Here is a 12,421-nt window from a genome sequence, read left to right as displayed (position 1 = left end):
TGAGGTTGACCCTCCCCCACGTGCCGGAGGCCGTCACGGGGACGTCGACTGCGCGCTGGTTGGGGTCGGACGAGTGGGTGGTCGAGGTGAGTGCCTGGAGCGAGGCGCCGGTGACGGAGGCAGGCCCGGCGTACAAGGCCTGGTGGCTACCGCCGAGCTTGAGGGTCGGGCTGACACTGGTGAAGGTCGGTCGGGTGATGCCTTTCTGGATGTACCAGGGGCGGTAGATCTCGAACCGTGATTCCACATAGCCGTCGGGCGCGTTGGTGCCCAGGGTGAGGACGGAACCGTCGGGTAGTTGCAAGCAGGTGCTGTGATACATCCGCGGCACGCTAGGACTGGCCAACTGTTCCCATTCGGTGCTGCCGTACGGAAGGCGCGCGGCCTGCAACCGCGGTTTGGTGTTGTGATCAGCACCGCCCGAGACGAACGTGGACCGGTCAGGCAGGACAGCCGCACAGTTGTCCATCGCCGCAGAGGCCAGATACGGACCGGGAGTGAACTTGGGCGCCGCCGCGTTCAGGTCGACGGTTGCCGTCGTTCCGGTGACGCCTGTCCCGCATCCTCCGCCGATCAGCATGACCTTCTGTGCCTGGGCGGGATAGAGCAGGAGGGTGCTCGCCTGATCCCTGCAGTCAGGGAACTGCAGACCAGGAAGCGGGGTCCAGGCGTTGGTCGTCGGGGTCCAGCAGCCCGGCGAGGCCCCCGCCCGGCCGCCCATGTTCGCGCCGGAGTAGCAGATAGTGCCGTTCTTCCGGAGTACGAGGCCGGCGTACAGCGGGAAGATCCGGGTGCCCGGGAGCGTCCTCCACTGGCCCGTGGAGGAGTTGTAGGTCTCGTTGACGGAAGCAACCTTGCCGGTGTCATCCAGCCCGCTGACGACGACAGGATTGCCGGTCGCATCGACTGGGCCGCTCGGATACCAGCGCGCCACGTTCATCAGGCCGGTGAAGGTGAACGTCTCGGTCACGTCGTCGAACGCGTAGGTCTCACGGATGCCGGTGTAGGTCACATCCTTCGTCCCATACCGTCCGGTGCCGCCGAAGAAGAGCACCCGGCCGTCGCTCAGGTGCGAGTGGCCGGAACACCACAGGTCGACGTCGGTCGGCATCGGGATCTCGCGGGGACAAGTCCCCGGCGTGGCCGGATCCCAGAGCCAGGTCTTGAAGACCTTCTGCTCGAAAAGCGACTCGTTGTACCCCGACCCGGCCGTCATCAGGACTTTCCCCGTCTTGGTCAGGCTGGCGTGGATCGCGTTGACCTTGAGGTTGTCCACGGTGCAGTCGGCGACGACCGACCAGGCTCCGCCGGTCCCCGGGATGAGTCCGGCCGCCTTCGGCCCCGCGCGCACCGGCTCCTTCTCGGCGTCGGTGTAGACGTGGTCCTTCGAGTACGCCCCGTTCGGATCGGTGAGCATCCGGCTGACACACGCACCGATTTCCGCGGCCGGCGCCGTGTTGCAGGTAATGCCCCGCGGCGTCACGGACTGTGATGGTCCGACAGGCGCGACCGCGGCTGTCGCGACGTCGGCAGTCGACGCACCCGCCCAGGGAACGAGCATGGCGATGGCAGCAAGTACTCCGACCCACGCATTCCTGCGTGCAGAGAATGAATTCCTCACAACGGCAAGGCCCCCCAGCCCCAGCGGCAGCCCGCCTCACACGGTTGCCCTCAACCCGCTACATCGCGGCAACCCGCCATTCGTTACATCTCGTCACCAGACTCACTCTTGTAACATCACTCTGGTGCTCTCCGTCATCGCGATCGCCATCGTCCTCAGCTGGCTGATCGGTGCGAACCTGCCCCGCTGGGGTCGGACCAGGACGTCGGTCACGGATGCGGATCGAGAGGGCGTGGTCCTGTACTGGCGGCCCGGCTGTACCTACTGCATGAGGCTCCGCACGCGCCTGCGATTCACCCGGTTGCAGTACGTCGAGGTGAACATCTGGAGAGTCTCCGAGGCGGCCGCATTCGTCCGCTCGGTTGCGGACGGCAACGAGACGGTGCCGACCGTGACCGTGGCCGGCAGAACCATGGTGAACCCGTCGAAGCGCCAACTGCTGGAAGCGGTCGAAACGTACGCTCCGCAACGCCTAAGCCACCCACCGAAACCAACCGACGGCCACACCTGATCGAGAGCCCACCACGCATCAGCGGGTTAGCGGGTCAACTGGTGAAGGACTCCGGGCCGAAGCGGCCCCACGCGATGAAGGCGGCAACGGTGAGCAAGGCCACGTTCACCACGACCACCTGGGCCTCGTGACGACGGACGTGTGTGACGATCGCGCCGACCATCAGCAGCACCAGACCGACGGCAGCCCACGGCACCAGTACAGGCGCGATGTCGACGACGGCGGGCAGGATCAGGCCTACCGCGGCCAGGATCTCGAGGGCGCCGATAGCCTTGACGGGGCCGGCGCTGAAGTCTTCGACCCACGCCCAGCCGGAGGCGGCCAGCTTCGCCTTGGGCTGGATCAGCTTCTTGACGCCGCCGGCCAGGGCGGCCGCAGCCAGCAGTCCCGCGATGATCCACAGTGCGACGTTCAAGGGGTTCTCCTCGTTGTGTTCACTGGATGTGTTCACCAGTACGACGGCAGAGACCCGCAGAATGTCAGGCGACGGGCAACCTCACATTCCGGGAGGCTGTCTCGTCAGACTGGTGAGGGGAACTGCGAGCGAGGGAGCCGGTGACACCATGACGACGCGATCGGGGCCAGGAGACGGCCGGTCTGATCCGAGTCTGAGCGCGATCATGAGTGAGCGGCGGCAGCTGATCAATGTCGCGTATCGGCTCCTGGGGTCCCTGGCCGACGCCGAGGACGTAGTACAGGAGACGTATGCCCGCTGGTATGCCATGACCCCGCGGCAGCAGGAAGCCATCGAAACCCCGGGCGCGTGGCTGACCAAGGTCGCCAGCCGGATCTGCCTCGACCTGCTCGGCTCGGCCCGCGTCCGGCGGGAGAACTATGTTGGCGAATGGATCCCCGAGCCGCTGCCCGATGGTGCGGAGTGGTCAGGCGGTACTCCGGCCGACCCGGCCGACCGCGTCACGCTCGACGAGTCGATCAACATGGCCTTTCTCGTCGTCCTCGAATCAATGACCCCGGCCGAGCGCGTCGCATTCATCCTCCACGACGTGTTCCGCTATCCGTTCGCCGAAGTCGCCGACATCGTCGGCCGTACGCCGGCGGCCTGCCGCCAACTCGCTTCCTCGGCCCGCCGACGCATCACTTCCTCGCAGGCTCCCGCGACTCCGACAGCCCGGCAGGCCGACATCGTCCGAGACTTCAAGCAGGCCTGGGAAGCCAAGGACATCCAGGCCCTCATCGGTCTCCTCGACCCCAACGCCACGGCAACCGGCGACGGCGGCGGTCTCGTCACCGCAGCACTCCTCCCGGTCGAAGGCGGCGAGCAGATCGCCCGGTACTACGTAGATCTCGCCGAACGCGCCCGCGACCTGACAATCCTGGAACGCACAGTCAACGGCCAACCCGGCCTCATCGCCCAGCACGAAGGCGTCACCGTCGTAGTCATCGCCTTCGACATCACAGCCAACCGAATCAAAAACATCTGGGCAGTCCGAAACCCCGAAAAACTCCGCCCCTGGACAACCTGACGCCCTTCGATCCGCCGTACGCGACTGCGCCGAAGTCGACCTATGACAAGCGAGATGCCCTATGTCGATTTTGATGGGTGACTCTCTTCTGCTGATCTGTTACCTCTGCCGGTCCGGGCCCGTCATCACCTATGACAGGACCCAGAACGGCGAAGGGAATTCATCATGACTGAGAACACCGAGGTGATCGTGATCGGCGGCGGATACGCCGGCGTCATGACTGCCAACCGCCTGACGCAGCGCGACGACGTGACAGTGACTCTGATCAACCCGCGACCGAGCTTCGTCGAGCGGATCCGCCTGCACCAACTGGTGACCGGATCCGACGACGCGGTGGTCGACTACAAAGACGTCCTGGCCGACGGCATCCAACTGGTCGTCGACACCGTGACACGGATCAACGCTTCCGAGCGCAGCGTGACCTTGGCGACGGGCGGCACGGTCAACTACCAGTACCTGATCTACGCAGTGGGCAGCAGCAGCACCGACCTGGGCGTGCCCGGAGCGGCCGAGTTCGCCTTCCCGATCGCGACCCTGGAGGAGGCCGGGCGGCTGCAATCGGTTCTCGCCGCCGCATCCGAGACGGCCGCTGTGACGGTTGTCGGCGCCGGTCCGGCCGGCATTGAAACCGCTGCCGAACTGGCGGAGGCGGGCCGTCCAGTGACCCTGGTCTGCGGCGGACAGCTCGGGCCGTACCTGCATCCGCGGGGTCGACGCTCGGTGGCCAAGAGGCTGGCCAAGCTCGGAGTGACCGTACTCGACGGCCCCGGCACGAAGGTGACGACTGTGACCCGCGATGCCGTGCACCTCGCTGACGGCCGGGCGTTGAAGAGCGGAGTGACCATCTGGGCCGCTGGGTTCAGCGTGCCGGACCTGGCGGCGCGCAGCGGGCTGAGCACCGACTCCTCGGGTCGCCTGCTCACGGACGAGACACTGACCAGCGTGGACGACGGGCGCATCATCGCGGCCGGGGATTCGGCGGCACCGTCGGACCTGCCGTTCCGGATGGGCTGCCAATCGGCGGTACAGCTCGGCCCGCAGGCCGCCGAGACAGTGCTCAGCCGGCTAGCGGGCGAGCAGCCCGCGACCGTCACCGTGGGCTTCGCCGGACAGTGCATCAGTCTGGGGCGCCGCTCCGGCATCTTCCAGTTCTCCCACCGGAACGACGCCGCGATCAGCGTCTACCTCGGCGGCCGCCCGGGCGCGAAGCTCAAGGAGATCGTCTGCAAGAGCACCGTCTGGCAGCTGACCTACGAGGCACGCAAACCCGGTAAGCACACCTGGTGGACCAAGGATGGCAAACGCCAGCAACTGCTCCAGGCCAAGCACGACCAGGAGCCGATTTCCCTCGGTGCGGAACCAGCCTCCAGCACGCGGTAGACGTGGAGACATGCGGTTGAGTCGGCGGAACATGGTTCATCCGCCGACCCGCCGTTTGACTGAGATCATGAACAACACACCGGGGTACTGGGGCGGACCGGATCAGAACCGGCCGCCCGTAGCGCAACCATCTGCACGACAAACGTCTACTGCTCTGCGAGTCCCGCTGCTCGTGGCCGCCATGGTCACGACCGGACTGATGGCAGGGATGTTCTTCGCCTACTCGTTCTCGGTGATGCCGGGGCTGGCTCGCGTCGACGACCGCACCTTCGTCGTCGCGATGCAGCAGATCAACGACGCCACCGTCGAGAGCGTGACCTTCCAATTCACCTTCAGCATCGCGCTCGTCCTGCTCGGAGCCGCCGCGGTCGTGCACTACCGACTCGGATTCCGTACTGCGACCTGGTGGATCCTCGCGGCGCTCTCCCTCTACGTCGTTGCCTTCGGCATCACCATGGCCGTTCACATCCCGTTGGTCGAGGCGCTCGACGCAGCCGGAAACCCCAGCCAGGAAGAACTTCACTCCGTCCGGACCGACTTCGAGGATCCCTGGAACAGCGCGCACACCACCAGAACCATCACCGGCGCTCTCGCCCTCGCCTGCCTCGGCCTCGCCGGATCCGCCCGCGCCAGGTCGCCATGGCAGAATCAGCCAAGTGCTGATCGGGATGCTTGGACCATTCGAGGTTCGTACGGATGAGGGCATCCTCGCCGACGTGCCGGGCGCCCGGCTGCGCGCGCTGTTGATCGCCCTCGCCCTCGAACCGGGCCGCGTCGTCCCGAAGGCGACGCTGATCGACTGGATCTGGGGTGAGTACCCGCCCTCCGACGCGACGAATGCCCTGCAACGCTTGGTTTCCCGGCTGCGGAAGGCACTGCCGGACGGCATGGTCGAGGGCGGCACGGACGGCTACCGGTTGACGGTGGAGCCCGACGCGATTGACGCCGTACGGTTCGAACGCCTCGTCGGCCAGGCCCGCAACGACGATGATCCACGGCGGGTGAAGCTGCTGCGCGAGGCCCTGGCGTTGTGGCGCGGTGCGGCCATGCAGGACGTCGGCTTGCAGGACAGCGAAGCGTTCGATGCGGCAGCCACCAGGCTCGAGGGACTGCGGCTGACTGCCCTGGACGATCGGTTCGAGGCGGAGACCAGCCACGGGCAAGGTGTGGAACTGGTCGCGGAACTGACCGACCTGGTGGCCGCCTATCCGATGCGGGAACGGCTTGTCGCTGCGCTCGTCCGTGCCCTCGCTGCGGCCGGTCGCGACAGCGAGGCACTGCTCGTGTACGAGCGAACGAGGGAAGCCCTGGCCGATGCGCTGGGGGTCGACCCCTCACCAGAGCTGTCCGCAGTGCACGTCGCGCTGCTGCGAGGTGAGTTGGGGCGGCGCGAGGTTGACCGGAAGACCAACCTGCGGGCCGAGCTGACCAGCTTCATCGGCAAGGACGCTGATGTCGCCGCGGTCCGCGAACTCATCGACGACCACCGGCTCACCACCCTGATCGGACCGGGCGGCTCGGGAAAGACCAGGCTGGCCACGGAAACCGCGCGCACGCTGCTCGGTGACTGGCCGGACGGGGTCTGGTTGGTGGAGCTCGCCCCCAGCGGCCCCGACGGCGACGTGGCCCAGGCTGCGCTCACCGCACTCGGCCTTCGGGACTCTCTGCTCGGCTCGTCATCCAGCGCGGACCCGGTGGAAGGGTTCATCGCCGCCGTTCGCGACCGGGAGGCGCTGCTGATCCTGGACAACTGTGAGCATGTGATCGAGGCGGCCGCGGCCTTCGCCGATCGCGTACTCGGGGGATGCCGGCGGCTGCGGATCCTGGCGACCAGCAGGGAACCGCTCGGCATCACCGGCGAGGCGCTGTGGCACGTCGAGCCCCTGGCGGTGCCAACCGGCGCCGGCCCCGCCGAGATCGCGTCCTCGCCGGCAGTCCGGCTGCTGCGCGACCGGGCTGGCGCGGTGCGCAAGGATCTCGGGGTCGACGAAGCCACGTTGTCGACGATGGTGCGGATCTGCCGGGCGCTGGACGGGATGCCGCTGGCGATCGAGCTCGCCGCGGCCAGGTTGCGCACCATGACCATCGAGCAACTCGCCAACCGGCTCGACGACCGGTTCCGCCTGCTGACCAGTGGTAGCCGTACTGCGCTGCCGCGGCACCGGACGCTGCGCGCGGTGGTCGACTGGAGTTGGGAGTTGCTCACCGACGCCGAGCGGACAGTGCTCAGCAGGCTGTCGGTGTTCTCGGGCGGTGCGAGTCTGGAGGCGGCCGAGAGCGTCTGCCTCAGTGATGCGGTCGAGCGGAGCGAAGTACTGGAGTTGCTCACCTCGCTGGCCGAGAAGTCGCTGCTGGTCACCGCCGGCGACGGCGCCCCGCGCTATCGGATGCTCACCACGATCAAGGAGTACGCCGCGGATCGGCTCGCCGAGGCGGGAGAATCCGAGCGGGCCCGGCTGGCGCACCTCGCCTACTTCACCGAGCTCGCCGAGACCGCGGAGCCACATCTGCGCCGCTCCGAGCAACTGGAATGGCTCGCCACGCTCGCTGCCGACAACGACAACCTCAGTACTGCGGTGCGCGGGGCGATCGCCTCCGGTGACGCACAGGCCGCGATGCGGCTGGCAGCCGCGTGCGGTTGGTACTGGTGGCTCGGCGGGCGCCGGACCGAAGGCCTCGAGTTGCTGATCGCGGCCGGCAACCTCCCGGGCAAGGCGAGCGATGAGGTCCGGGCCATGACGTACGGGCTGGTGGTGCTCTACGTGACGTCCAGTCGGGGCGACGAACACCTGGGCGCGGAATGGATCCAGAAGGCGTATCGGTTCAGCCAGCTCAGCCAGAGCGACCACCCGCTGCTGGGATTCTCGATCCCGCTGGAAGCTCTGCTGCGGGCGCCGGAGGAAGCAGTGACCGCGTTCGGGGCGTTGCTCGAGAGCGTCGACCCCTGGGTCCGCGCCACGGCTCGCTGGCAGGTCGCGAAGATGCAGATCGTCTTCGGCCAGGGCGGCCCCGAGGCGGAGGCCCAGGTGGTGCAGGCGCTCGCGGAGTTCCGGGCGCTCGGCGAACGGTTCGGGATCTTCTTGACCCTGTCCGAGCTGGCGTCCCTGCTGGCCAGGCGGGGTGAGTTCGCCGCTGCCTGCGAGTGCTACGAGCAGACGATCGGGCCCCTCACCGAAGTCGGCGCCGTCGAGGATGTCATCGAGGTGCGCACCCAGCAGGCAGTGCTGTACTGGCTCAACGGCGACCTGGACGCCAGCGCAGCCGCCATCGCCGACGCCGAGCGGAGCGCCGAAGGCGTCACCTGGCCGTACGCTCTGGTCGACCTGGCGCTCGCCAAGGCGGAGCTCGCTCGGCTGGGTGGCGACGCCGACCAGGCCCGCCGTCAACTCGGCCTCGCGACCACCCTGCTGGGTGATGCCGCGGAACAGCCGAACCTCCGCGCGGAGATCCATCACCTGCGCGGCTACCTGGCCGACGACGTCCGGGAGTCCCGGACCCATCGCGTGGCTGCCTGGCAGGCGGCATCCGAGGCAGGAGCCCCGGTCACGATCGCACCGATGCTCATCGGCGTCGCGGACCTGGCCCTCCGCCTCGAGCAGTACGAACAAGCCGCGCGGTTGCTGGCGGCCGGCGACCACGTCCGCGGTACGCCGGATCGCTCCCACCCGGATGCCATCAGGATCGAGCGGGACGTACGACGTCACCTCGGCGAGGCGCGGTTCGCCGAGGTGACGCAAGAGGGTCTGGAAACGGACTGGTCTCAGTTGGTCGAGGCCACCTTCGCTCTCTGAGAGCTCAGCCGGCCGCGCGCTGAATGGTGATGTCACCATGCCGCGTGCGGGCGAAAACCGAGACCTTGTCGTCGGACGCGCCCGCCTCTGTCGGCGAGGAGACGAAGTTGTGCACCGCTCCTCGCTCGCTGTCGACGTCGATGGAGGCAACGGTGCCCTCGCTGATGCCGACCTCGATGTTGCCCGAGGCGTTCCGCAGCTTCGCCCGGCCCGCTGTCATCCGCCCGATCCGAATGGCACCGCTGGAGGTCTCGGCGGTGACATGGCCGTCGGCGCGGTCGATGTCGAAGTCGCCGCTGGCGCTGTGGAGATCGAGGTCGGCCGCGGCGTGGCCGATCCAGGTCTGCCCGCCCGAGGTCGAGAACCCGACCGCACCGTCGACCTCGCCGATCCGCAGCGTGAACGCCGATCCGTCGATGTCGGCACGTCCGGCGACGTGCCCGATCGCGACCTCACCGGAGGAGACGCTCGCCGTCAATGCGTCGATGCGGTCCAGCTGGACCTGACCCGATGCCATGTGCAGCTCGCTCGCGCCCAGTGCGCCCTCGGTGTTCACCTCCGAGTACGCCAGGTGCGCGACCAGGCTGGAGCCGGTGGGCAGGTCGATAGTGATGGCGACCGAGCCGTCCTTGTCCCCCGGGGTTTTCGTTTTGACCGACAGCTGGCCGTCGGCGAAGTCGACCAAGGTGTTCTCGGCAACCTTGACGTCTTTCCGGTTCGCGGTGTCGATGGGTTCGACCTGCACCACGGTGTCGGTCCGGTCGCTGGCAGTGACCCGTACCTGAGCTCCGGCGACCTCGACGGTCGCGGCGATCGGCCCCGGCGTGGCGAATGTAGGCATGATGACTCTCTTCTTGGCTCTTGAGTGATCCGTTGGTGGAGGGTTCAGCCGACCTAGCCGGTGAAGCTGCAGCGTCAGCCCGAGCATGGTTCTGACAGAGCCGCTAGCTGATCTTGCGCCGGTAGACGCGCATGGCCAGGACGTAGCCGAGCACGAGGAAGCCGAGGCACCAGGCGAGAGCGACCCAGATGTCGTTGCCGACCGCCTGCTGCGCGAACAGGGCCTGGATCGTGTTGACGATCGACGTGACCGGCTGGTTCTCGGCGAAGGCGCGCACCGCAGCCGGCATGGTGTCCGTGGGCACGCAGGCCGAACTGATGAACGGCAGGAAGATCAGCGGGTACGAGAATCCGGCGGCACCGTCCACAGACTTCGCCGAAAGGCCGGCGAGGACTGCGATCCAGGTGAGTGCCAGGGTGAACAGCGCCAGGATTCCGGCAACAGCGAGCCAGGCCAGTGGACCCGCCGAGGTGCGGAACCCCATCAGGAGGCCTACCAGCACGATGATCACGACCGAGAGCGCGTTCGCGACCAGCGAGGTCAGAACATGCGCCCACAGCACCGACGATCGTGCGATCGGCATGGAGTTGAATCGCTCGAAGATGCCGCCCTTCAGATCGGTGAACAACCGAACGGCGGTGTACGCGATGCCCGACGCGATCGCGATCAGCATGATTCCCGGCAGCAGGTAGTTGACATAGTTGTCGGTGCCTGTGTCGATGGCCCCGCCGAAAACGTAGACGAACAGCAGCATCATCGCGATCGGGGTGATCGCGGTGGTGATGATCGTGTCCACGCTGCGGAAGATGTGACGCATGGAGCGGCCCAGCAGGGTGGCCGTGTCTCCGAAGAAGTGTGTGGTCATGACTGGTCCTCGTCCGTGCCGTCGTTCCCCACGAGCGCGAGGAAGATGTCTTCCAGGGTCGGCTGCTTCTCGACGTACTCGACCTTCGCCGGTGGGAGCAGTTGCTTCAGTTCGGCGAGAGTGCCGTTCGCGATGATGTGCCCCTGATGGAGGATGGCGATCCGGTCTGCGAGTTGCTCGGCCTCGTCGAGGTACTGCGTGGTGAGCAGAACCGTGGTCCCCTGCCGGGCGAGCCCCTCGATGACCTTCCACACCTCGATGCGCGCCTCCGGGTCGAGCCCTGTCGTCGGCTCATCGAGGAAGATCACCTTCGGCTCCCCGATCAGGCTCATGGCGATGTCAAGGCGACGGCGCATGCCTCCGGAGTACGTCGACACCTTCCGCGCACCCGCCTCGGTGAGGCTGAAGCGTGCGAGCAGCTCATCCGCCACCTGGCCAGGGCCGTTCAGATGCCGCAGCTTGGCGACCAGCACCAGGTTCTCCCGACCGGAGAGGATCTCGTCGACCGCGGCGAACTGCCCGGTCAGACTGATGGACTCCCGAACCCGGAGCGGGTCCGCCGCGACGTCGAATCCGTTGACGGTGGCGGTGCCGGCGTCTGATTTCAGCAGCGTGGAGAGGATTCTCACGATCGTGGTCTTGCCGGCTCCGTTCGAGCCGAGAAGGGCGAAGATGCTGCCCGGCGCCACCTCGAAGTCCACGCCCCGCAGGACGTGCAACTCCTTATAGGACTTCTCTAGGTTCTGCACCAGGATCGCAGGCTCGCGGTCCCGCAGCTCTGATGCTGCAATCTCTGAACTGGTCATGTGAACAACCATCGAGGCCGCCCCTGACACGCCTCCGCCACGCCCCTGACACGGCCCCTGACACGGTGTTCTACCTCGTAGCGGACGCCGGCCGGTAAGCAATCCGATCCAAATCACATTGCTTACGTCGTTGCGCTCCTGGAAGCCGGCATGGCTGCGACCATCGACGCCACAGCAGTCTTGGCGCGAGGCGCGCAAGCCGCGCTTCGGCCAAGCATGAGGAGGATCGCGTGCGAAAGATACCGAAGAAGTCGTTAGGTCTGATGCTGGCCGCCGGCGCACTGACAGGGGTGCTGGTCGCCCCGAGTACCGCGAATGCCGCTGTCCAAGTTACCTGCGGCATCACTGTGACCTACACCCTCTGGAAGCACATCCCCGACACCGCGACCTGGACCCGTGACTGGAAGTGGACCTTCAAAGGCTGCGCAACCACCCCCGAGCGTCGCAAGGTGATCGTCAACAACGGGCCTGACAGCTCCTGCAGGTCGATCGGGTACGGCGTTATCTCCACCTACAAGTCAACGGAAAGCAACACCCTCGGCTACCACACCAATCAGTACGAGAGAACCGCCGCCTGCTAGGAACGGCAACCGCACCTCAGTGGCGGCCACGCCCCTGGCCGCCACTACGGACTCTGGGATTTTCCCCGCCCGCGAGTCTTCGGTGCGAGAAAGCTGCTCTCTCAGGACGAGAAGGTGCGGGCGGCGATCAGCAGGGCCTCACGCATCGCCGCCTCGAAGTCCCGGGTGTCAGCGTCGGCGTGGTCGGTGTTGAACGCGTAGTGCTCCTCGGCCACCCGCAGAGCAGTGGTGAGCATCGCGGCCTGCACAGTGACGGCCAGGTCGGGGCTGGGCAGCCCGGCGCGGCGAGCGAGCGCTTCAGCGTACGCCGCCTCGGCGTGCCGGTGCGCTTCCAGCCACACCGCACGCAGACCCGGTTCGGTCCTGGTCAAACGCACCAGGTTCAGCATCGTCGTTCGATCGGCGATGTTCTCGTGCAACCCGATCGTGTCGAACACCTCGGCCATGGTCTGATCGCTGCGCCAGGACTGCAAGAACCGCGCGATGAGCTCGATGCAGCCGGTCAGCAGGGGGGTGACGCAACTGTCCTTGGTCGGAAAGT

The 12,421-nt window shown here is 66.9% G+C and carries 12 protein-coding genes; 6 read left to right on the top strand and 6 right to left on the bottom strand.

The annotated features are described in order from the left end of the window. Positions 1-1,561: hypothetical protein (locus VFG33_RS32615; RefSeq protein ID WP_325056845.1), on the bottom strand; the 1,561-nt coding region annotated here is incomplete at its 3' end. 184 nt (positions 1,562-1,745) lie between these two features. Here VFG33_RS32615 and VFG33_RS32610 point away from each other — a divergent pair. Further along, the gene (locus VFG33_RS32610; protein WP_325056844.1) at positions 1,746-2,132 is read left to right on the top strand and encodes a glutaredoxin domain-containing protein; all 387 of its coding nucleotides are present in this window, start codon (positions 1,746-1,748) and stop codon (positions 2,130-2,132) included. A gap of 34 nt (positions 2,133-2,166) precedes the next feature. Here VFG33_RS32610 and VFG33_RS32605 read toward each other — a convergent pair whose 3' ends face one another. Then, positions 2,167-2,547 carry a DoxX family protein gene (locus VFG33_RS32605; protein WP_325056843.1) on the bottom strand — a complete coding sequence of 127 codons (381 nt, stop codon included), beginning with the start codon at positions 2,545-2,547 and terminating at the stop codon, positions 2,167-2,169. 148 nt (positions 2,548-2,695) lie between these two features. On the opposite strand from VFG33_RS32605, the gene sigJ reads away from it, so the two are divergent. The 4 genes from sigJ to VFG33_RS32585 all read left to right on the top strand — a co-directional run bounded on the left by sigJ (position 2,696) and on the right by VFG33_RS32585 (position 8,787). Continuing rightward, positions 2,696-3,616 carry an RNA polymerase sigma factor SigJ gene (sigJ, locus tag VFG33_RS32600; RefSeq protein ID WP_325056842.1) on the top strand — a complete coding sequence of 307 codons (921 nt, stop codon included), beginning with the start codon at positions 2,696-2,698 and terminating at the stop codon, positions 3,614-3,616. A 165-nt stretch (positions 3,617-3,781) separates the two neighbouring features. Further along, on the top strand, positions 3,782-4,996 hold the full coding sequence (locus tag VFG33_RS32595) for an NAD(P)/FAD-dependent oxidoreductase (protein ID WP_325056841.1): 1,215 nt from the start codon (positions 3,782-3,784) through the stop codon (positions 4,994-4,996). A gap of 181 nt (positions 4,997-5,177) precedes the next feature. Next, complete coding sequence (locus VFG33_RS32590; RefSeq protein WP_325056840.1) at positions 5,178-5,696, top strand: anthrone oxygenase family protein; 519 nt, start codon at positions 5,178-5,180, stop codon at positions 5,694-5,696. Then, a complete protein-coding gene (locus tag VFG33_RS32585; protein WP_325056839.1) occupies positions 5,665-8,787 on the top strand; it encodes an ATP-binding protein in 3,123 nt (1,040 codons plus the stop codon). The genes VFG33_RS32590 and VFG33_RS32585 overlap by 32 nt, the downstream gene beginning before the upstream one ends. A gap of 4 nt (positions 8,788-8,791) precedes the next feature. Here VFG33_RS32585 and VFG33_RS32580 read toward each other — a convergent pair whose 3' ends face one another. The 3 genes from VFG33_RS32580 to VFG33_RS32570 form a co-directional block, all read right to left on the bottom strand. Further along, positions 8,792-9,628, bottom strand: coding sequence for a DUF4097 family beta strand repeat-containing protein (locus tag VFG33_RS32580; RefSeq protein WP_325056838.1), 837 nt, complete (start codon positions 9,626-9,628; stop codon positions 8,792-8,794). A 103-nt stretch (positions 9,629-9,731) separates the two neighbouring features. Continuing rightward, positions 9,732-10,493, bottom strand: a complete 762-nt coding sequence (locus VFG33_RS32575) for an ABC transporter permease (protein ID WP_325056837.1) — start codon at positions 10,491-10,493, stop codon at positions 9,732-9,734. Next, positions 10,490-11,299: an ABC transporter ATP-binding protein gene (locus VFG33_RS32570; RefSeq protein ID WP_325056835.1), complete on the bottom strand. Its 810-nt coding sequence runs from the start codon at positions 11,297-11,299 to the stop codon at positions 10,490-10,492. Before VFG33_RS32570 ends, VFG33_RS32575 begins: the two co-directional genes overlap by 4 nt. 230 nt (positions 11,300-11,529) lie before the next feature. On the opposite strand from VFG33_RS32570, the gene VFG33_RS32565 reads away from it, so the two are divergent. Next, on the top strand, positions 11,530-11,880 hold the full coding sequence (locus VFG33_RS32565) for a hypothetical protein (RefSeq protein WP_325056834.1): 351 nt from the start codon (positions 11,530-11,532) through the stop codon (positions 11,878-11,880). A gap of 101 nt (positions 11,881-11,981) precedes the next feature. On the opposite strand, the gene VFG33_RS32560 is transcribed toward VFG33_RS32565, so the two are convergent. Continuing rightward, a partial coding sequence (locus tag VFG33_RS32560; RefSeq protein WP_325056833.1) for an acyl-CoA-like ligand-binding transcription factor occupies positions 11,982-12,421 on the bottom strand: 440 nt, incomplete at its 5' end.

The sequence above is a fragment of the Kribbella sp. genome (assembly GCF_035687465.1).
Lineage (GTDB): Bacteria > Actinomycetota > Actinomycetes > Propionibacteriales > Kribbellaceae > Kribbella.
Note: the sequence above shows the minus strand (reverse complement) of the source record. Positions and strands in the feature narration are given on the sequence as shown.